At 59.0% G+C, this 20,296-nt stretch carries 22 protein-coding genes; 8 read left to right on the forward strand and 14 right to left on the reverse strand.

Features of this window, described 5'->3' with window-relative positions:
- The 3 genes from OC605_RS26015 to OC605_RS26025 form a co-directional block, all read right to left on the reverse strand.
- Nucleotides 1-427 (reverse strand): alcohol dehydrogenase catalytic domain-containing protein (locus OC605_RS26015; protein WP_262140274.1); only part of this gene is annotated, 427 nt, incomplete at its 3' end.
- Between the two features lies 1 nt (nucleotide 428).
- The gene (locus OC605_RS26020) at nucleotides 429-761 is read right to left on the reverse strand and encodes a carboxymuconolactone decarboxylase family protein (protein WP_110599182.1); all 333 of its coding nucleotides are present in this window, start codon (nucleotides 759-761) and stop codon (nucleotides 429-431) included.
- Between the two features lie 10 nt (nucleotides 762-771).
- Nucleotides 772-2,208: an NAD-dependent succinate-semialdehyde dehydrogenase gene (locus tag OC605_RS26025; protein ID WP_262140275.1), complete on the reverse strand. Its 1,437-nt coding sequence runs from the start codon at nucleotides 2,206-2,208 to the stop codon at nucleotides 772-774.
- A gap of 211 nt (nucleotides 2,209-2,419) precedes the next feature.
- Here OC605_RS26025 and OC605_RS26030 point away from each other — a divergent pair, with 211 nt between their 5' ends.
- Nucleotides 2,420-3,346 (forward strand): LysR family transcriptional regulator, encoded by a 927-nt coding sequence (locus OC605_RS26030; RefSeq protein ID WP_262140276.1) that lies wholly within the window; start codon nucleotides 2,420-2,422, stop codon nucleotides 3,344-3,346.
- Between the two features lie 70 nt (nucleotides 3,347-3,416).
- On the opposite strand, the gene OC605_RS26035 is transcribed toward OC605_RS26030, so the two are convergent.
- From OC605_RS26035 to tspO, 3 genes are all read right to left on the reverse strand, one after another.
- On the reverse strand, nucleotides 3,417-3,668 hold the full coding sequence (locus tag OC605_RS26035) for a DUF2790 domain-containing protein (RefSeq protein ID WP_039758903.1): 252 nt from the start codon (nucleotides 3,666-3,668) through the stop codon (nucleotides 3,417-3,419).
- Between the two features lie 220 nt (nucleotides 3,669-3,888).
- Nucleotides 3,889-4,872 carry an alpha/beta hydrolase gene (locus OC605_RS26040; protein ID WP_262140277.1) on the reverse strand — a complete coding sequence of 328 codons (984 nt, stop codon included), beginning with the start codon at nucleotides 4,870-4,872 and terminating at the stop codon, nucleotides 3,889-3,891.
- Nucleotides 4,869-5,312: a tryptophan-rich sensory protein TspO gene (gene tspO, locus OC605_RS26045; protein WP_041480509.1), complete on the reverse strand. Its 444-nt coding sequence runs from the start codon at nucleotides 5,310-5,312 to the stop codon at nucleotides 4,869-4,871. The genes OC605_RS26040 and tspO overlap by 4 nt, the downstream gene beginning before the upstream one ends.
- Nucleotides 5,313-5,475: 163 nt before the next feature.
- Here tspO and OC605_RS26050 point away from each other — a divergent pair, with 163 nt between their 5' ends.
- The gene (locus OC605_RS26050) at nucleotides 5,476-5,712 is read left to right on the forward strand and encodes a hypothetical protein (protein ID WP_262140278.1); all 237 of its coding nucleotides are present in this window, start codon (nucleotides 5,476-5,478) and stop codon (nucleotides 5,710-5,712) included.
- Between the two features lie 3 nt (nucleotides 5,713-5,715).
- Here OC605_RS26050 and OC605_RS26055 read toward each other — a convergent pair whose 3' ends face one another.
- Complete coding sequence (locus OC605_RS26055; protein WP_262140279.1) at nucleotides 5,716-7,299, reverse strand: sensor domain-containing diguanylate cyclase; 1,584 nt, start codon at nucleotides 7,297-7,299, stop codon at nucleotides 5,716-5,718.
- Nucleotides 7,300-7,449: 150 nt separating this feature from the next.
- Between OC605_RS26055 and OC605_RS26060 the strand changes: the two genes are divergently transcribed.
- The gene (locus OC605_RS26060) at nucleotides 7,450-7,881 is read left to right on the forward strand and encodes a DNA methylase (protein WP_262140280.1); all 432 of its coding nucleotides are present in this window, start codon (nucleotides 7,450-7,452) and stop codon (nucleotides 7,879-7,881) included.
- Between the two features lie 334 nt (nucleotides 7,882-8,215).
- Entirely contained in the window at nucleotides 8,216-8,458 is a 243-nt protein-coding gene (locus OC605_RS26065) for a hypothetical protein (protein ID WP_262140281.1), read from the forward strand.
- A 197-nt stretch (nucleotides 8,459-8,655) separates the two neighbouring features.
- Here OC605_RS26065 and OC605_RS26070 read toward each other — a convergent pair whose 3' ends face one another.
- From OC605_RS26070 to OC605_RS26080, 3 genes are all read right to left on the reverse strand, one after another.
- Nucleotides 8,656-8,943 carry a hypothetical protein gene (locus OC605_RS26070; protein ID WP_262140282.1) on the reverse strand — a complete coding sequence of 96 codons (288 nt, stop codon included), beginning with the start codon at nucleotides 8,941-8,943 and terminating at the stop codon, nucleotides 8,656-8,658.
- A 52-nt stretch (nucleotides 8,944-8,995) separates the two neighbouring features.
- Nucleotides 8,996-9,877, reverse strand: coding sequence for a manganese catalase family protein (locus tag OC605_RS26075; RefSeq protein ID WP_130903024.1), 882 nt, complete (start codon nucleotides 9,875-9,877; stop codon nucleotides 8,996-8,998).
- Between the two features lie 280 nt (nucleotides 9,878-10,157).
- Complete coding sequence (locus tag OC605_RS26080) at nucleotides 10,158-11,696, reverse strand: class I SAM-dependent methyltransferase (RefSeq protein WP_262140283.1); 1,539 nt, start codon at nucleotides 11,694-11,696, stop codon at nucleotides 10,158-10,160.
- 338 nt (nucleotides 11,697-12,034) lie between these two features.
- On the opposite strand from OC605_RS26080, the gene OC605_RS26085 reads away from it, so the two are divergent.
- The gene (locus OC605_RS26085; protein ID WP_262140284.1) at nucleotides 12,035-13,954 is read left to right on the forward strand and encodes a tyrosine-protein phosphatase; all 1,920 of its coding nucleotides are present in this window, start codon (nucleotides 12,035-12,037) and stop codon (nucleotides 13,952-13,954) included.
- A 36-nt stretch (nucleotides 13,955-13,990) separates the two neighbouring features.
- Here the strand turns inward: OC605_RS26085 and OC605_RS26090 are convergent, their stop codons facing one another.
- On the reverse strand, nucleotides 13,991-15,118 hold the full coding sequence (locus tag OC605_RS26090; protein ID WP_262140285.1) for a mechanosensitive ion channel family protein: 1,128 nt from the start codon (nucleotides 15,116-15,118) through the stop codon (nucleotides 13,991-13,993).
- Between the two features lie 93 nt (nucleotides 15,119-15,211).
- The gene (locus OC605_RS26095; protein WP_262140318.1) at nucleotides 15,212-16,195 is read right to left on the reverse strand and encodes an AraC family transcriptional regulator; all 984 of its coding nucleotides are present in this window, start codon (nucleotides 16,193-16,195) and stop codon (nucleotides 15,212-15,214) included.
- A gap of 186 nt (nucleotides 16,196-16,381) precedes the next feature.
- Between OC605_RS26095 and OC605_RS26100 the strand changes: the two genes are divergently transcribed.
- Complete coding sequence (locus tag OC605_RS26100) at nucleotides 16,382-17,206, forward strand: AraC family transcriptional regulator (RefSeq protein WP_129998497.1); 825 nt, start codon at nucleotides 16,382-16,384, stop codon at nucleotides 17,204-17,206.
- Between the two features lie 71 nt (nucleotides 17,207-17,277).
- Nucleotides 17,278-17,664, forward strand: coding sequence for a cupin domain-containing protein (locus OC605_RS26105; protein WP_125926132.1), 387 nt, complete (start codon nucleotides 17,278-17,280; stop codon nucleotides 17,662-17,664).
- Between the two features lie 311 nt (nucleotides 17,665-17,975).
- Here the strand turns inward: OC605_RS26105 and OC605_RS26110 are convergent, their stop codons facing one another.
- Complete coding sequence (locus tag OC605_RS26110) at nucleotides 17,976-18,368, reverse strand: helix-turn-helix domain-containing protein (protein ID WP_039758866.1); 393 nt, start codon at nucleotides 18,366-18,368, stop codon at nucleotides 17,976-17,978.
- A gap of 214 nt (nucleotides 18,369-18,582) precedes the next feature.
- Here OC605_RS26110 and OC605_RS26115 point away from each other — a divergent pair, with 214 nt between their 5' ends.
- Nucleotides 18,583-19,044: a Rid family hydrolase gene (locus OC605_RS26115; protein WP_039759017.1), complete on the forward strand. Its 462-nt coding sequence runs from the start codon at nucleotides 18,583-18,585 to the stop codon at nucleotides 19,042-19,044.
- Here OC605_RS26115 and OC605_RS26120 read toward each other — a convergent pair.
- Nucleotides 19,041-20,048, reverse strand: coding sequence for a LysR family transcriptional regulator (locus OC605_RS26120; RefSeq protein WP_262140319.1), 1,008 nt, complete (start codon nucleotides 20,046-20,048; stop codon nucleotides 19,041-19,043). The two genes, OC605_RS26115 and OC605_RS26120, sit on opposite strands and share 4 nt — an antisense overlap.
- Nucleotides 20,049-20,296: the final 248 nt, after the last annotated feature.

Consider the following 20,296-nt stretch of genomic DNA (forward strand, 5'->3'; position numbering starts at 1 on the left):
AGTCACCTGACTTGAGTCGGGCCAGGTGCAGCATCGCTTCGTGGGCGGTGACAAACACTTCGGGAATCGCCGCGGCGTGCACATAGTCGAGCTGCGCCGGAATCGGCATGGCCATGCGGTAGTCGATGCGCGCCAGTTCGGCGTAGGCACCGCCGCCGACCACGCCCATCACCCGGTCGCCGACGGCGAATCCGCTCACCTCGCTGCCGGTCTCCAGCACTTCCCCGGCGATCTCCAGACCGATGATCAACGAGTCACCAAAGTTCGCATGGCCGTAGCCGCCGGTTCGGTGGGTCAGGTCGGCACGGTTCACGCCGGCCGCATAGACCCGCACCAGCAGGTCGGTCGGGCGTACTTCAGGGTTGGGCGCTTCGCCGAGTTGCAGCACTTCTGCCGAGCCGAATGCTTTCAGGTTGATGGCTTTCATCTCAGCGTTGCTCCGTGTCGGCAAGGGTGGCATTGGCGATGGCCGAGGCGGTGATGGCGCCCGGGAAACCGACGTAAAAGGCCAGGTGAGTGATCGCCGCCGACAACTCTTCATGGCTCACGCCATTGCTGACAGCGCGGCGCAGGTGCGCGGGTAATTCTTCGCAGTGGCCGCCGGCAATAAGCGCAGCGACAGTGATCAGACTGCGCTCGCGGGGTGACAAGGCGGGGTCGCTCCAGATCTGCGGGTACAGCGTTGAGTCCACAAATTGCGCCAGTTTCGGGGTGAAGGCACGGGCGGCTTCGCGTGGGCTGCTGAAATCGATAGTCGACATGGAATTCCCCTTAAACCTGGCTGATGAATTTGTTGGTGAGGTAGTGCTCGATGCCTTCGATGCCGCCTTCGGAACCGTGGCCGCTTTCTTTCATGCCGCCGAAGGGCAGCTCGGTGGCGACGATGCGGTACTGGTTGATGCCAATCATTCCGGCCTCCAGGCCATCGGCGACGTCGATCGCGGTGCGCGCATTGGAAGTGAACGCGTAGGCCGAAAGGCCGTAGGGCAGGCGGTTGGCTTCTTGCAGGCCGTCGCTCAACTCATCGAAAGGCATCAGTATCGCGATGGGGCCAAAGGGTTCTTCGTGCATGACTCGCGCATTCATTGGCACATCGGCCAATACGGTGGGCTGAAAGAAGAAGCCCGCGCCCGGCAACGCTTCGCCACCGGCCAGCACCCGCGCGCCTTTCTCGACGGCGTCGGCGATCAGTTGCTCCATCTTCGCCAGTTGCCGTGGGTTGGCCAGAGGGCCGACCTGGGTTTGCGGATCCATGCCATCGCCGATTTTCAACGCTTGGGTGGCCGCGACGAAGTGCTCGACGAACTCGGCATAGGCCTCGCGCTGGATCAGGAAGCGAGTCGAGGAAATGCACACCTGACCGGTGCCGCGAAAGCGATTGGCGACGCCTTCCACAGCAGCTTTTTCGATGTCGGCGTCGGCGAACACCAGCACCGGGCCGTGGCCACCCAGTTCCAGGGTGATCGGCTTGACGCCTTCGGCAGCGCGGGCCGAGAGCAGCCGACCGATCGGCACCGAACCGGTGAAGGTCACTTTGCGAATGATCGGTGAGGCAATCAAATGGCTGGACACTTGATCCGGCACACCGAACACCACTTGCAGGACGCCTTTGGGCAAGCCGGCATCGTCCAGCGCACGGGCCAGGGCCAGCGCGGTGGAGGGGCTTTCCTCGCCGGGCTTGAGCACCACACTGCAACCGGCGGCCAGCGCTGCCGAGAGCTTGCGCGCCGGGGTGATGGCCGGGAAATTCCACGGTGTGAACGCTGCCACAGGGCCTATGGCTTGGCGTTTGACCAGTTGCAGAACACCCGGACGATTGGCCGGTACGACACGGCCGTCGATGCGTCGTGCGCTTTCGGCGAACCACTCGAAATATTCCGCCGCACGGGTTACTTCATCGAGGCTTTCGCGCACTGGCTTGCCTTCTTCCAGTGTCATTTGCGCAGCGATGTGCGGGGCGCGTTCGAGGATCAGGTCGGCGGCGCGCTTGAGGATTTTTGCGCGCTGGTCCGGCACGGTCTGGCGCCATTGGTCGAAGCTCAGTCGGGCCACTTCGAGGGCGTGATCCAGGTCTTCGGCGGTGGCCAGTGGCACTTGGCCGAGTTCCTCGCCGGTTGCCGGGTTGACCACGGCGGCGGTAGCGCGGTCTTGGGCGGTAAGCCATTGACCACCGATGAAAAGATAGAGCGGATCGTAAGGAGTGTTCATGGATGTCGCCTTCATGGTTGAGGATTCATTCGGCGCCTTGTACGCAGTGGTTCAGGCGTCCCGTGGAATCCAGTCTATGGAAGGCGTGCCGTTTGATTTAGCCGGCCGCGAGGGAATCATTGTTGTCCCAGAAGGTAATATCGAGCGCAGGAGCGAGCGTGTAGCATCCGACCTTATCCGCAGTGAGTGGCAGGTCTACAGGACGATCAGGATGGATAAACTTTCAAACATGTCGGTGTACATCAAGGTAGTCGAGATGGGCAGTTTCACTGCCGTGGCCAACCATCTCGACTCCACCGTTGGCAACGTATCGCGTGCGGTCTCGGCGTTGGAAAACGTGCTCGACACCCGCCTGTTGCAACGCTCGACCCGGCGTCTCTCGGTGACCGATGCGGGCCGGCGGTTTTATGAGCGCTGTGTGAAGATTCTCGCTGACCTGGAAAGCGCCGAAGCCGAGGCGAGCAATGCCGCCTTGCAACCACGAGGGACGTTACGGGTGCACTGCGTGCCCGGACTGGCTCGGCAACTGGTGACCGGCGCGGTGCTGGAATATCGCCAGGCGTTCCCCGAAGTGACCGTCGATTTGATGCTCTCCCAACGCATGCCCAATCTGCTTGAGGATCAGTTGGACGTGTCCATTCTGATCGCGCGAACGCTGCCTGATTCGGCGTATGTCAGCCAGAAGATCGGCGTCAGTCACTGTGTACTGGTGGCATCCCCGCAATACCTGGCGCGGCATGGCGCACCGAAAACGCCGGAACAGCTTTGCGATCATCAATGCCTGCTGCTCGGTACCGTGGATTACGTGCGCGATGAATGGCAGCTCAAAAGCAAGGCGGGCGATGCGACGTTCATCCCGAGCGGGCCGAGTTTCAGCGTGAACGATATGGATGCAATGGCCGTGGCCATTCGCGAAGGGGCGGGGATTGGTCTGTTGGCAGGCTTCACGGCGATCGACGATTTGCGTACCGGCAGGCTGGTGCGGGTGCTGCCCGATTACCACACCTACGAGCGCAATGTTTACGCGGTCTACACGTCTCGCCAGTTTGTCGATGCGAAGATCACGCGATTCATCGATACCTTGAAAACCCGGGTGGGCGCGCAGTTGGCGAGCACTGCTCAGGCGCTGATCGATTGAAGCGGTAAAGGCATTTGCGTCTCAGCGAGCCAACTCTGAGACGCAATGGGTGTGCGAGGTATTGGCCTGATCAACCGTTGCTGCAGCCGCTGCCCATGACCTCGTATTGCAGGATGTGCTGCTTGCCTTGGGAATCCTGATAAGTCATGTGTACCGGCACTACGGCGCAGACATCCGGCACGGGATCTTCCGAGATGATTTTGGCGACGTCGAGGTGACTGGCGTAGGTGTATTGCTCGACGGGTGGCGTGGTAGTCGAGTCCTGAGCCATGACCACCGAGCTGAAGCCGAAGAGTGCGAGGACGAGCATTGAGACTTTCATGGGTATTTTCCTTTGCTGAAGTTGAGTGTGCTGCTGGAACAGACTCTATGCGGCGGCTGGCGGGGGAAACAGGCGCGGATCGGGTAAAGACTGTTTACGGTTTGAACCACAATCGGCATGGGGTAAACGATCGCGCAGGGTTCAGCGCCAACAAAAAAGGCGCCGGGGAGGGCGCCTTTTGCTTATCTCGGTTTTTTACGGCTCGCCATGCAATCGGCAGCTACGAAAGCGCCGGGCTGATTTCGGCGGATTTCGCTGAGTAGCTTGCCACTCGCGCCGAAATCCACTTGCGGCTGTAAGCGAGCACATGGTCAGCAGTGGCGGTGGGGAAGTGGATGAAGCCATGCGGACATTCCGGCAGCACGTTCATCTCCACCGGCGCCGCGTGTTGCCAGCGCTCGGCGATGAGCCGCGTGTCATCCAGCAGCGGATCGAGGTCACCGGCGAACAGCAACGCTGGCGGCAGCCCGCTGAAATCGCCATACAGCGGTGACAACGGTGGCTGGCGTCGTTGTTCGTCGCTGATGTCCGGCGTGAGCAGGCGCAACGCTTCGACCATGCCGGGGCCGTCGAGCACCAGAGTATCGGCGGGTGCGGTGCGCACGCTGGGTGTGCCGGTCAGGTCGTAGACGCCGTAATACAGCAGCGCGCCGCAGATCCGTTGCAGCAGTTCGGGCGAAGATTTGAGGGCGAGCGGGGTGGCCGCCGCCAGATGACCGCCGGCGGATTCACCAACGACCACTGCGGGCAGCCCGGCAAATTCGCCATCGTTCAAGATGCCGCGAGTGGCACGCAGGCAGTCTTCCAGCAAGCCCTCGATCGGCGTCGAAACGGCCAGCCGATAATCAACCGACACCACCGCCACGTCGCAGGTGTTGACGATGGCGATGTTGAAGTTGTCGTTCATCTGCGCATTGCCGATCACCCAGCCGCCACCATGGAAATCCAGCACCACGCCTTTGGCTTTGCCCTTGGGTCGGATGATGCGCACGGGCACCGTGTCGATGATCTTCCGTTCGGCGCTCAGCCCATGCTGGCGCAGCTTGCCGTCGCCGCCGAGCTGACCCGCCCGCAGCAACGCCTGAATCAGCCGTGGAGTGAGTCGATTACGGATCTTGAAGCGCGGCAGCCAGGCGAGTTTTTTGTTGAAGGCGCGAACCTGCGCCAGTTCGCGCTCGCCTTGTGGCCACGGAAAATCGCTCACAGACGATTCTTCATCAGGATCGAGCAGTTCAGCGCCGCCGCAACGCACAGCCACGCCAGGTACGGGAACAGAATCAGCCCGGTGACCACGTCCAGTTGCAGGGCGAGCACGACCATCACCGCGACCACCACCCACAGCACCGCCAGAATCACCAGCGCCGCCAGCACCTGATGCGCGCCGAAGAACACCGGCGTCCACAGCGTGTTCAGGGCGATTTGCGCAGCCCACAAGGCCAGCACCGTTTGGCTGCCGGGGATCAGGCTCAAGCGATAACCGGCCCAGGCCAGCAGCAGGTAGATGATCGTCCACGCTACGGGAAAGGCCCAGTTGGGCGGGGTGAAAGAGGGTTTGGTCAGCGATTCGTACCACGGGCCGGGTTTGAACATCACACCAGTGGTTGCGGCCGCCGCGCAGGCGAGAAGGAAGATGAAAAAAGTCATTGCCAGTCCTTAGCTGTGATCAGCTGTTATGGAGAGTTAAGAAGAGGACGCTTCGCTGCGCAAAAAGTTTGTTTGCAAACGCAAAATGGCAGTCAGGTTGAACTAAAAGCTGACCGTCGCGTCAGGATAAACACTGCCTTTTCCCACCGACGCGGACGACATCATGTACACCTATCACATCGAATACCGTTTCAACGGCGAGCCTCGTACTTATCTGCTCGAACTCAAGGAAGCGCAACTGGCCGAGCACGACGCGGCGATGCATCTGCTGGAACTGCATCTGGGCGATGCGGAAAACAGCCTGGTCATGCCGACTGCAGACTCGACGCCGGAAGAGATTCTTGAGCACGCCGCGCGCGTCGGGTTGATGGATATTCAAGTGGTCAGCCAGACCAACTGACCTTCACGGTCCGTCGCATTGCAACCCGCTTTCCCCGCCATTGCAGTATCGATCCCGGCCGTTCTGCTTCGCCGCATAAAGCATCTTGTCAGCCGAATCGATCAGCGTGGCCGGGGTCACGTCCTGTTCGGCTGGCTTGCCAACCGCTATCCCGGCGCTGGCGGTGACATGACCTTGCGGATGAGCAATATGCTCGATCCGCAATGACCGAATGGCCGCAAGTATTTCCTGAGCAACCAGCGCCGCCCCTCGGATATCCGTATTGGGCAGCAGCACGGAAAACTCTTCGCCGCCATACCTGACGGCAAGGTCACCGGGTCGCTTTACCGCTTGCGCAATCGCATTGCCGACGGCGCTCAGACAATCGTCACCGGCCGCGTGCCCATAGGTGTCGTTGTAGAGCTTGAAGTGATCAACATCGATCATGATCAGTGAAATTGACGAAGCTTGCCGTCTGGCCAAGCGAATCTCGTCGACCAGAGCAGTGTCCAGCCGTCGGCGGTTGGCCAGCCCGGTGAGGCTGTCGGTCAAGGCCATGTCTTTCATGGCTTGGTGGGCCCGACGCAGATCCTTTTCCATCACCATTCTCTGGCGCAGTTGTCTCAGGACGATCAGTCCGAAAACCGTGAAAGCCGATATCACCGAAAACAACACAAACCCGGTTTTGATCAGGTCCCAGCGCCACGGCGCGATGATCGATTCGCGGGAAAGTCCCGTTTCAACCACCATCGGGTACGTGGTCAACGCTCGGTAACCATACAAGCGCTCGGTGCCGTCGACGATGGCTCTGACCTCAGCGATGCCCTCGTTGGAAAACGGCAGGTAAGTCTTGAAAACCTCACTGTCGGCCAGACTCTGACCGATTACAGAGGCGATGAAGGGACGTCGTACCAGAATCGTTCCATCACGCAGCGCCAGTACCAGTGCGCCCTTGTCATCGATCTTGAAATCACCGTAGTAGTCGACGAAGTAACTGACCTTGATTGTCCCCAGCAGTACGCCGGCGAAGGAGCCGTCCGGGTTATTCAAGCGCCGGGAGATCGGGATGATCAGGTCGTCCGTGGATTTGCTTTTGACGACTTTGCCGATACGCACATTTCGATCGGTATGGTTGCGGTGATATTGAAAATAATCGCGGTCGGCGTTGTTCGCAGGGTCCGGGATCATTTCCTTGTCGGTGACGATCCAATGGCCGTCCGGGCCGTAAATGAACAGCCCGTGCAGCTGCGGCATCAGTTTGGCCTGCTGGACCAGCAACCTGTGGATACGCGGCACGTTGATGTTTTGCAGGCCGTCGCCTTCTACGCGCTCGCCTAACGCAGCGGTCAAGACATCGACTTGTCGAATGGCATCCTCGGCATGCTGGGCAGTCGCCCGAGCGAGGTTGGTCACCGAATCGCGCGCCGACGAGAAGGCCGCATGATAGTCACGCCATGTCCGCCATCCTTCCACACCCAGAAAGGCGAGGATGACCATCAGCATGAAAATCACCGTGAGACGGAATGCAGCTATGTCGCTGGCAGCTTTGATGGGAGCCGTTCCCGCGTCCTCGTGTTCCTTCGGTTCGGGCCGTGTGCGACCGAGCATATAAGGGTCCTTATGCTTGCCATCTCTCATCTTCTGAAGATGACCATCCTTTCCCGTTCGGGATTCAATTTATTGCCCAGAGGCTGCCGGATCGTTTGCCATCTCGCCGGGTCAACATTGCTAATTGCGGCCAGCTTGAAGGTGACACCTGTGAGCGAAATCATCACTGCACGTGACTTGGACATCGATCTGCAAGACGCCAGCGAAACCGGCCTGTTCAAGTGGCTGATTGCCAGTTTTCTGATGGGCAAGAGAATTCAGGGGCCGATTGCCGCCAAGGCCTATCAAGTCATAGTAGAGCAGCATGGCAAGGATACCGCGCAGAAACTCGCCAACTGCACTCACCGGCAACTGGTTTCGATGCTGGGCCAGGCTCGCTATGTGCGTTACGACGAAAGCACTGCCGCGCGATTGCTCGCATTGGCCAACAAGCTCAACAGCGAATACGCAGGCAAGGTGAGCAATATCGTCGCAGCGAGCGCCGACCGTAAGGCGCTGGAGAAGCGCTTGGCCGAGTTTGACGGGGTGGGGCCGAAGACCATCGAGATCTTCATGAGGGAAGCCGCCGCCGTACTGTTCTGAAGACATTCGTTGGTGAGAGGCACTGCGCGTTCGCGAAGGCGTGCCAGCAGAGAGGGCGCATGGTATCGGCAGTTTTACAACCGGTCATTCCCCTGTGGGCGTCCTCGCTGAATGGGCGCTGCGCCGCCAACTGGACGCGGTGATCTGGACTGGACTACCCCCGAGATTCGCAAATATTGAAGGTCTGGTGCCTACTGTTGATGACGCGGTTGCCTATCTGGGCGGCCTGACTGGTGAAGCCTATGAGCATGCCCGCGACTACATACAACAGGTCCCGAAGCAGATTGACACGCCGTACCGCAAGGCAATCATGGCAAGGCTGGGGTGGAATTAGATGAGTCACAAAAGTCAGGCCCAGATCGCGGCTATCTTCGATCAACTGATGGCGCTTCGAACGAGCGTCAATGAACTCCAGCAGACGGAGGCTGAGAAATCAGTTGCCCTTCAAGGGCATCAGACCGTAGATGCAGAAGGCGCTCTGGATCTGGTTTTCGACAATCTGCGCGGCAACATCGCCAGCATGGAAGGGGCCTTGGCCACGATTGCCGAGGCCACAGGCGACATACCGAAACTCTAACGGCTGATGCTACCGACTGGAGCGGTAGCGTCGCGCTGTTCCTAAAGTATTTTGCCGGCGACATCGGTGAGCAAGATCAGCATCCCGGCCGAGAAAATTGCGCTGCCGAGCATGAATGAAGCTTTCGGGGCGGCTGCGGGCCGAGACGAAAAGCTCAGGGTTCTTTGAGATCTCATAACCACCTCCAGTTACCGATATCAAGCTGCGCTGATCGAGTTGGTTTGCGTCGCCGCAGGGCGCTTGGCGTCCAAGGGCATCACCGGTAAGCCGACGTGGATGTCAGATGGTGCATCCAGCTCGGCGACGGCGTCCTCATCAGCGAAATTGTTTGGCAATAGCCTGCCCATGCCGAAAACCTTTACCGCCATGCTGACTTTCAATCCTCGACAGGCCTGTTTGCAGTCCAGCTCAAAACCGGCGTACGCGTGCTCCATCAAACGTTGAAAATGTTCAGAGGTCAGTGCCAGGATTTTGCTGTTTTTCATGTTGATCACCTTGAGCAAGTGGCGACCCCTATCCGGGGCCGCCGAACGGGGTTCAGACATCTTTGCCTTGCACGTAACCGGAGCCCAGATCAGCACCGGTCACCGGCTCGCTGAGTGGGTCAGAGGCTGTACGGGTCTTCATCGCTTCCAGCACCTGTTCGTCTTCTGCCGGAAGGGTGACCGTCGCCAGACCATCACCGCCGTCAACTGCCGGCTCTGGAGTTTCCACATATTCCCAAACGCCGCCCTCATTCCATGGACCACGAACGTTGGGCTCGCCAGACATGTTGAAGTACTTGTTGGTGAACTCCGGCATGCCCGGCAGTTTGCCCTGCGGGAAGTTCGGCTGGATCGAATGCAGGGCTTTTTCGAAGGACTGTTGATGGGCGATTTCCCGCGTCATCAAAAAGCCCAGTGCCTCTTTGACGCCCGGATCATCGGTGATGTTGATCAAGCGTTCGTAGAGAATTTTCGCCCGCGCTTCGGCTGCGATGTTGGAGCGGAAGTCGGCGGTCGGCTCGGTGATCGAGTCAACATACGCCGCCGTCCACGGTACGCCAGCCGAATTGACCAGAGGCGCGCCTGCGCCATAGAGCAGGCTGGTGATGTGCGAGTCATTACCGGCGCCATTCAGCGCGCGGTACAGCTCGCCTTCCTCCTGAACGCCTTCGGCGAGTTGACCTTTGGCGCCTTTGTTGAGCATGACAATGATCGAGCCGACCACCTCCAGGTGACTCAATTCCTCGGTGGCAATGTCCAGCAGAAGGTCTTTGCGCCCCGGATCTTCTTCAGCCAAGGCTTGGGTGAAATAGCGCGCTGCCGCGGCCAGTTCGCCATTGGCGCCCCCGAATTGTTCCAGCAACAGATTGGCCAGACCCGGGTTGGGCTCGGCCACGCGAACGGTGTACTGAAGTCGCTTGTTATGTATGAACATTCAAATTTTCCTCAGACCAGGCTATCGCGCCTTGCCCTTGTGGGCGTTGGCGCATGCATAGTTTGTGAGGAGGGCGCGCAGCAGAAATTTCGTTTTTTGCCAAGTGACAGGACGGGCGGCAGAGCGCGGAAAGTTCCGCAAACAGGACGGTTGGCTTAGCCACGTTCCTCGACCAATGTGGGAGCGAGCCTGCTCGCGAATGCGGTACGTCAGTCACCGATTTGGCGGCTGATCCAGCGCTTTCGCGAGCAGGCTCGCTCCCACCTTGGTTCGTTTGCAATCAAGCGATTTTAAGCGCCCTCAGTACAGGCAGTGTCTGCTCGGCGAACACCTGCGCCTGTGCGGTCAGTGCGGCGATATTGGCTTCGGCAGTGAGCAGCGGCTGGCCATTGTCGACCAGCACTTCACCTTGTTCGCTGATCACCCCCCACGCCAGTTGCGCCCATTCGGCCGGCTGCTGTTTGCCCTGTTTGATCGAGATCAGGAACAACTGCTGGAAGCGGCTGACCGTCACGCCACCACCGGTGACCGGGCTGGCCAGGGTCTGGATGTTGGCGCCGTACAGCGAGCGTTTGCACAGTTGCAGATTGAGCGCGGCGCAGCGACCGCTGACCTGCGCCTCGGCGGCCTCGCTCTGGCACGGAGCGACCGCGCCCATACCGATCAGCACGGCCAGGGCTTGTTCGAGGTCGTCGTAAGCCATTGCAGTCTCGGACAGCAATTGGCGCATGGATTTGGCCGCATAGTTCTGCGCCGCCAAGGCATCGAGCACCGGGCCGTAGATTTCCGCTTGCAGGGTCGCTTCGCCGGCAGGACCGGTGACCGAACCCGCGACAGTTTCCCAGGGTTGCAGCAACGCGAAACGGCTGTGCAGCATTCTCGCCCGGCGTTCGGCAGCGGACAGGCGCGTCGCGCCACGCACGTACAGGTCGCGGCGGAAGTGCTGGTTGACGAAGTAGTCCCGCGCTTGCTCGCGCATGATCGGATGTTCGATGGTTTCCAGAAAGTCCATGCCTTCGGCGCTCAGGTTGAGCGGGTCGATTGAGTCCAGCGGCAATGCCGTGGTGGCGTAGTCGAGTTTGGCCGGGGCCAGCGCGTCGACCATGTCGGCGAAGTACATGCAGTTCCAGTCGCGGTTGAAATATTCGTGGGCGACGTAGTGACGATCCTGGCCCTTGATGCTTTGCAGCCGCGCGCCGAGACTCGGCGCCGCAGCGGCATACTTCGGATTGGCCGCGAGCAACGCTTCGGAAAACTCCAGTGCGGCGTCAATACGCTCATCGGAGCGCGCCGAGGCATTGGCGAAACGGTCATGCAGGCTGAACAGATTGCGCAGCGGCGCCGACGGCGACCAGCCGGGGAAGCAGTTGTAGCTGACGTAGAGCATGCCGCCCGGTTTCAGATGACGGCGGGCGAATTCGACGATCAGTTTCTGATTGTCGCGGCTGACCCAGGTCCAGATACCGTGCAGGCTGATGCTGTCGAACTGCGGCAGATCGTTGCGTGCGAGCAGTTGTTCGAAGCTGTCGTCATACAGACGCGCGCCGTTGTTGGCGGCAGTCGCGAGGTCGATGGCATGGGCCGCCATACCCGGGTGAAAGTCCGTACCGACAAACGAACCCGGGTTGGCGGTGGCGTGGATGTTGATCGACACGCCCTGACCGAAGCCCAGTTCGCAGTGCACGCCGTCGTTGCTTTCCAGCGTGGCGAACCCACGCAACAACAGGCAGTAACGCAGGAACACCGGATTGATCTCCCGGCTATAGCTGTAGGTGTAGCCTTCGTCGGTGAAATAACCTTCGTTCCAGGCGTTGCTCATGGGTACAGCCTCTTGTTCTTGAAAGTGATGGCAGTCTTATAAGGGGTTGGCATTGCGCGCGACAAATTGAAAAAACGGATACTTCCCCAAACCCTGTGGGAGCGAGCCTGCTCGCGAAAGCTTTTTTTCAGTTTGAATATAATCGGCTGACACGCCGCTTTCATGAGCAGGCTCGCTGCCACAGGGATCTTCAACACATTCAAGCAGGATTGATGGACCGATCACGCACCCCACGGCCCATTCGCGCAGGCATTTTGTCGCCAGCCGAAACTGTCATATTCCTTCCCACTCGCCTGCCCATAGTGACCAGCCCAACGCTGATTTCATGAGGCTGCACTGTGTTCCAACGTCTTCTGTGTTCGCTGTCCGTTCTGAGCCTGTCCATCGCCGCTGCCCACGCGGCCGAGCCTGTCACCCTCGACACGCCGCGCTTGTCCGGCATCGACAACTTTCGCGACATCGCCGGCATCACCACTGCCTACTCCACCGCCCACGACGGCGTTATGCGCAGCGGCGTGTTCTACCGCTCCAACGCATTGACGCCGTCGGCGGCGGATCTGGCGACACTCAATGGCCTCGGCATCAAAGCCATTTACGACTTGCGCACGCCCAGCGAAATTGCCGCCACGCCTGACACGATGATCAGCGGCGCGGCCTATCGCAATATCGACATCATCGGCAGCACCACCTCGGGTGCGGACATCACCAATATCTCGTTCCACAGCGCCGCCGAGGCCGTGGCGATGATGGAGGAAACCAACCGCGCTTTCGTCAGCGATGCCGGCATGCGCGGGCAGTTCGGCCAGTTGTTCAATGAGCTGGCCAGTGTCGACGCCGCGCAGCTGTTCCACTGTACCGCCGGCAAGGACCGCACCGGCTGGACCGCCGCCGTGTTGCAGAGCATCGCTGGCGTCGATGAGGCGACGATCATGGCCAATTATCTGGCGACCAACGACTACACCGCCGCCCGTGTCGCCGCGACCCTGAAAGCGCTGCCGCCGAGCATGGCCGCTGTCTACGAGCCGCTGCTCGGGGTGCAGGCCAGTTACTTGCAGGCCGGTCTCGACCAGGTCGCCGCTGAGTACGGCAGCATGGACAACTACCTCAAGCAGGGCCTCGGTCTGTCCCAGGAAACCATTTACGTACTGCGCGGCAAACTGGTCGAGTACAACAGCTTGCCGGGGCAGGCCGGGCTGGTCGGCAACGCCGCCGCTGGTGCCGAATTGCTGCGGCAGTTGCAGAACTCCGAGCTGTCCGGCACCTACAGCGCCTATAACTACTACCTGCAATCGGCGATCGACGCCGGCACTCTGGGCGGTGTCGAATCTCAAGTCGGCGGTCAGGTCCACGCCGATGCGGCCAGTTATCTATTGCGGCAGAACGCGATGATCGAACAAGCCGCTGCGCCGTTCGCCAGCGGCAGCGATTTGAAGGTCGGCCAATACCGCCTCTGGAGCACCGCGCTCGCCAGCTACGTCGGCACCGACGGCTCAGCCCACGCCGATAGCAGCAACGAGCACAGCCAGGGCTTGATGCTCGGCATCACCCAGCGCTTCAGCGAACAACTCAGCGCGCGCGGCAGCTTTGGCTACAGCAAGGGCAGCGTGGGCGGCGCGGGTGGCGAGGCCGATACTGACTTCACCTTCCTCAACCTCGGTGCGCGTTACGGCCTAACCAGCCTTGAGCGCGGCATGTTTGTCGATGCCAACGCCAGCGCCGGATATGTCGACTACGACAGCAAACGCGAGCTTGGCGGTGGTCTCGGCACTGCCAAGGGCGACACTCACGGCAATCTCACTGGCGTGACCGTGGCGTTGGGTTATCGCCTGCCGCTGAGCAGCGTGATTGTCGAACCGAGCCTGGGCTTTCGCGTCAGTCATCTCGACTTGCAAGGTTTCAAAGAGAAGGGCAGTGAGTTGGCGCTCGACGTCGATGGCATCGAGCAGACCCGCCGCAGCGCGGTAGCCAATCTCGACGTGTCATTCGCCCCGGTGACGATGGGTGCGTGGCAGTTGGTCCCGGGCGTTCGCGTGGGCTATGAACGCGCGCTCGGCGATCAGCAAGTCGACAGCGAAGGCCACCTGCTGGGGCTGGATATCGAGCAGCGCGCGGCGTTCGACAATCGCGACCAGTTCAGCGGCGGCGTTAATCTGATGGCCAATCTCGGCGCCCTGAGTGTAGGCGCTGAGGTCGGGGCCAACGGTGGCGGTGACAGCCATGGTTTCAATGGCGGACTGAAGGCCAGTTACGCGTTTTGAACACAGCGAGCCCGGCAAATTGCCGGGCTCTTGCGCTCAAGCATGCTGCGCACGCGAAGGTTGCTGTGTGCTTGCCGGCTGCGCGCTGGGTTCGGGCAGCGAGGCGACATGCACGGTGCGCGCCGGGAAGGCGAACGTCGCGTCCAGCTCGCTTACTGCTTCCATGATTGCCAGATTGATGCGTTGCTGCACGTCCATGTAGACGTTGTAGCTGGCGTCCAGAACGATGTACACCGTCTCGAATTCCAGCGCGCTCTCACCAAAACTGCGGAAATGGCAGCGGTCGAATCGGGCCTGTTTTTCGTTCTTGATGATGCTTTCAACGCGTTGAGTGATCTGGCGGATCTGTTCGCTGGTGCACTCGTAAGTCAGACGAAATTCGAACACCACTCGACGCTCCTGCAAGCGTTTGTAGTTCTGAATGGTGCTGCCGATCATGTCGGCGTTGGCCATGACAATCTGCTCACCGCCGAGACTGCGGATGCGCGTGGTCTTCAGGCCGACGTGCTCGACCGTACCGGCCAGCGTGCCGACGACGATGAAATCACCCACCTCAAACGGCTTGTCGACGGCAATCGACAGCGAGGCGAACACGTCGCCGAGAATGTTCTGCACCGCCAGCGCCACCGCGATACCGCCGACACCCAGGCTGGCGACGAATGCAGTGATGTTCACGCCCAGGTTCGACAGCATCGCCAGCAGAATCACCGCCCACAGCAACACCTTGACGCCCCACAGGCTCAGGGTCGCCAGGGCGCTCGCCTGAAAAGTGCCGGTCGCGTTATGCCGCGAGAAATACCGATGCAACCCCAGCGCCAGCGCGCGGTTGGTCCACAGGCCGACCTGCAACGCCGCTACCACGAACCATAAACTGCTGACCCGCCCGAGCCAGCGCTCCGGCAAATCCAGCAACCCGATGCCGACCAGAATCGATGCCAACAGCAGCAACGTGGTGCTGGTCGCCGCCAGCACTTCGCTGGCCATGTAGGTCAGATGCCCATTGCCGGCGCTGGCCCGCGCCTGCACCTTGCGGAACACGAAACGGATCGCCGTGGTGGTCAGCAGATAACTGAGTGTCGCGGCGAGGAACGCCAGCACCCAGTTCGCCAGTGAAATTCCTAAAATCGTGTGAGCCGTGAAAAAGCCGATGAAATCCTCGGTCATGGAAACCCCCTTTTCGCCAAGTGACCTGTCTGGGGTTAGTCGCCCTGAGATTCCTGCTGTTCAATCAAATGCAGGTTTCGCCGGACCGAATGGTCACCGCCTGGCCTTCAACTCCGCTGGGCTTACGCCGTAAGCGCTTTGAAAATACTGACAAAAGCGCCCGACATTGCTGAAGCCAAAACGCAACGCCACCTCCGTCACGGAGCTTGCATGCCCGCGCACCAACGCCTCATAGGCGCGCTGCAAACGCACCTGGCGCTGATACGCCACGATCGGCATCCCGACAAAACGCCGAAAACCTTCCTGCAACGCGCGCTGGCTGACATGGCTCAACCGCGCCAGATCCATGCCACTGACCAACTGCTGCGGATGCGCCTGAATAAACTCCATCGCCACCTTCACATGTCGCGGCGCCACACACGGCGCCGGCCCCCGTAATGCCTCGGTGAAATTGTGCGGCCACGCCTCCAGCACCGCATCGATCAACATCTCGCGTAAGCGCGACGGCATCAGCGTGCCGCTGTTGATCAAGGCATCGAACTCAGTGCCCGTGGCCAGATCGATCAACGCCTTGAGGCCCTGAAATGCCGGGGTATTCAGATCCACGCTTGGCTCAAACACGATCTTCTGCACGACCGGTTTCTCCAGCAGCGCCGACAACCGCTCGGTGAGCTGCTGACGATTGATCGAAATGCCGTGATGCGCGTGATCATCAACAAAGCGCATCGAACGGATATCCGCCTTGTCGATCGCCAGACCGATGTGCGCCATGCCAATGGACTCGGTGGCGTGGTTGAAAACGATCTTGCCGGCTGTAGGGATGACGAAAGTGATTTCGTTCTGCGGATCGGGGAGGGTGACGCTGAAGTCGCCGTGATAATGCATACGCCGAAAACTCACCCCGTCGTGCCGCCCGTAGACACCCCCGATGATGATGTTGGAGGGCGGCGGCGGAGTATCGGCGTAGCGGTTGCCGAATAGCCTGGAGAACAGGGCGCCGAAGTCGGAAGAGGTGAGATTGTCGGAGCGCAGGATGATTTTTTGGCGGGGTGGGGAGGTGGCGGTGATGGGCGGCATTTTGGAATGCGGGCTCTTGGGGCGACGGTCGAGATCGGTCGAGCGTAGGAGGCGGGTGTGACGGTTCAGTGACAAGGCTGGAACCATGGACTGCTTTCAGGCAAAAGCAGACAGCCAATACTCGCACTTGTATATTCCCGGCATACAGATCACCACGACCGAACAGACTCGGGAACGTACGCATTCATGGATAGGAAAAAAGGCCAACCAGACAGCACTGACTGGGTCATCCGCAGTGTTCAACCAGGAGGAATCGAGCGTATTGAAGCGTGGTTCGGCAGCCACGGCTACGATCCTCATCGACATGACACCTACTCCATCGGCCGCACGTTGGCGGGCGTCCAGAGCTTTCACTATGTAGGCTCGTTGCGCCACGGTATCCCCGGCAATACGCTCGTGCTTCATCCAGACGAACTTCACGATGGCATGGCCGGGACTGATGCAGGCTTTCGTTATCGGATGGCTTACATTGATCCGGCAATGATTCAAAACATCCTGGGTGGCGAGCCCTTGCCTTTTATCACGGGGGGGCTTTCAAACGACCCACGGCTGTTACATGCCAGTGAAACATTTGTGCAAGCAGTGGATCATCCGCTGGAAGCATTGGAGCAACAGGACGCGCTGTATGACTTGGCAATGGCGTTGCGTGCCGTCGCGGGCAAGCCGCGCGGGCGCAAGCGCCTGGATTACCGCGCAGCCGAGCGTGCCAGAGCGTTCATCCTGGAACACTTGGATTCATGCATCACGCTGGAGATGCTCGAGTGTGCCAGCGGGCGCGAACGCTGGAGCCTGTCACGCGACTTCAGAACGCTTTACGGTACGAGTCCTTACCGATTTGTCACCCTGCGCCGCCTGGACCGGTTCCGCTCATTGGTGGTTGAAGGTTTTACCCTGGTCGATGCAGCGCTCGTCGCGGGGTTTCACGATCAAAGTCATATGACGCGACATTTCACCCGCTGTTACGGCATCCCGCCCATGCGCTGGCTGGAACGATTGCGCGCCGCACGCTGAGTTGCAGGATCGTACAAGAGACCCTATTCCTTGCTCTATAGGCTGGCGACTTCAACCACAGAGGATTCGTCATGGCAGAGCTCCGTCATCAATATTCATCAGTTCCTGTAAACCTGGCACATAAGGCTTCGCTGATCGAACAACAATGGAGTCCCAGGGTTGTGGCAGAGATGAATGACTACCAGTTCAAGGTTGTGCGAATCGAAGGCGAATTCATCTGGCACTCGCATCCTGAGACCGATGAAGCATTTCTTGTTTTGGAAGGCACCTTGCGCATTGATCTGCTGGAAGGCTGTGTCTATGTGAATCCAGGTGAACTCTATGTGGTACCCCGCGGCGTGGAACATCGCACGGCTGCCCAAGGTGAAGCCAAGCTGATGATGATCGAGCCGCGAGGCATCTTGAACACGGGGCATGAAGATGGCGAAAGAACGGCTTTGAACGACGTCTGGATATAATCCAACGCACATCCTGTGCAATGTCTGCGCAGAGTTGCAATTGCTGACCTGACCAGCAGCTATGAGTTAAAAGCGGGTTCTGACTTCTCATGCAAAGATTGTTATGAGAAAGGACCATGGACTTGATTATCGATTTGATAGGTCATCGGATTGGCGTGTTCGTGTTGGACTTAATGAATGACGGCCGTTTCAAGGTAGAGAGTGGTTTAGCATGGGGTTGTCGTCGGCGGACTGATTCTGTTATCTCCATTCGCAGCATTCTGGGGTTAAATCTGCAAGTACGAATTAGCCCCGTTATGCAGCTCATCAAATCACAGCGCAGGCGATTGACTGTTCTGTTTCCAAGCCCTGGGAGTCACACCTTCGGTTTGCACAAATGTTCGACTGAAGTGAGACTGATCAAAGAAACCACATTCTAGTGCGATCTCTGCAACCAACAATCTTGACGTCTGAAGCAGCTGCTTGCCCCGTAGAATCCTTTGCTCTCGCATCCATTCTTTGGGTGAGACGAGAGTGCTTTTTTTGAACTGACGAGTGAAATGGCTGCGCGACAGCGCACACGCCTGTGCGATAGCTGCCACGGAGATATGTGCGTCCAGGTTATCGAGCATCAGCTGCTTGGCGCGCTGGATCTGCCAGGGTTTCAATTGTCCGGTTTGTTTAGCCGGATCCTTTTGTGAGGACGCGCATGTTTCCTTGTTCATCCTGATTCCTTTTTCCCATTAGCCGGTTGATCAGCTCAATCCAGCGGTCAGTCGATGGGAAAAATCTAACGGAAGGCGCGACGAGGTGGGGGCGCAATTTTGCGCTACTGGAGGCGCAAAAATGCACATTCCCAGTCGCGTTCCCGATGCTAGCCTTTGCCTCCCGACAACTCGAATCGACATCATTCGATTCGTCATCTGCAAGGAGAAAGCAATGGCTGCCTCACAACCGCACGGCAAAAACACCGCTTACTGGGGAGTCTCATGGGAGGAGGGCTACGGCTATCCCCAGGCCAGAAAAGTCGGAAACGAGATCTATATCTCGGGTCAGTTCAACCACGATGAGGAGGGTAATCTCGTTGCTCCCGCGCCCCTGAATAGCGAGGGTAAACCCAGCGATTTCTCGTCGATAGGAGAGCAAATGCGCGCCTCCTACGACAATATCGCCAAGCTGCTCGCGCTCTATGGAGCAACCCTTGATGATGTCGTCGAAGAAACGCTGTACGTATTGGATATGGACGCGGCATTCGCCGTCGTAGGTGATGTGCGCAAAGCCGCATATCGCACTGAGCGGCCACAGTGCGCGAGCAATATCATCGGTGTATCCAGGTTGGCTCAACGTTCACAGCTGATTGAAATTGTCTGCAAAGCTGTCATCGGATCTCGCGCCGACTAAGAGACGCTCCCGGTTTCGCCCTGCGCAACCGGGAGATCCAATTGCCCTTCGATCAAAGGCTTTTGATGCGCTACGGCTGCTGCACAAAAAGTCATGAATGCTTTGACTCTCCATGACTTTCGAATGTCCTGATGCGTAAGCAGCCAGAGCTCGTCCTGTAGTTCGCGCACAACTGGCCCTACGCGTGTTAACCCAGGCGTAATGTCTCCCAGCATGCACGGAAGAAAGCCGTAACCAAGTCCTGCCGCAATGGCGACGCTCGCGGCCGCGACGGAGTCCGTACGATAAGAAATACAGTCGGCGCCGATTCTGTCTTCGACGTAGCTTTTGGCCTTCAGTCCACATAATCCTGCGGAATACGACACCCATCGCTGGCCTTCTGCGAAGGGGGTAGTAGTCGCGTGTTTTATGCTGCCATAAGGCGCCCATGCGATCGAAGCGAGCTTGCGCCCGACGAGACTTTCGGCAGGTTTTTTGGTCGCTCTTACCGCTACGTCAGATTCATCGCGGGCGAGACTTAACGTCTCGTTGCCGACCAGCACCTCGATGGCAATTCCTTCATTAAGCGCCTTGAAGTCGGCGATGATCGGCGTGAGGAAATACAAAAGCAGGGAGTCGCTGGTAGTGATCCGAAGCTTTCCCTGTGGCCCTTGACCTGCCCGAGAAACCCGACGTGTAACGCTGACGATATCAAGCTCGACGCGTTCGGCGAGCGCCTTTAACTCGATGCCTTCTGGCGTGAGCATGTACCCAGAGCGACGGTGGTCAAATAGGGCGACCCCAAGTGTCTTTTCCACTTGAGCCACGCGACGCGATACGGTGGATACATTGATCCCCAACCGTTTCGCTGTCGTGGCTCTATTACCGCATTCGCTTAGCGTTTTGATGATTCGCAAGTCGTCCCAAGAAAGCTGACTTACAGCATCGCTTAAATTCTGGGTGACGCCGGTTGGTACGGGCGGAGTGGTTGAAGCTTTTTTTGATGACGGTTTCACGCCAAGCATCCCAAACTTAGATTGCTCATCATACGAAATGGCTGGAGGTGAACCAAGAAATCGCGTGCACAAGCAGACTTTGCCCAAGCATTCTGATTGAACAAGGTGTCAGTCGGTGGGGTGGCGAAGGTCGGATTTTTGCTATTGGCCGATTTCGGCCCAAAGCGGTCATCCTTTGTGCAAGAGGTGTTTGGGATCTGGGCCAGGAAAAATCGATGTTATGAAAGCGGGCATAACGGAGGCGCCTATGAAGATGG

Origin of the sequence: Pseudomonas sp. Marseille-Q5117 (assembly GCF_946901175.1) — a bacterium.
GTDB lineage: Bacteria > Pseudomonadota > Gammaproteobacteria > Pseudomonadales > Pseudomonadaceae > Aquipseudomonas > Aquipseudomonas iranensis.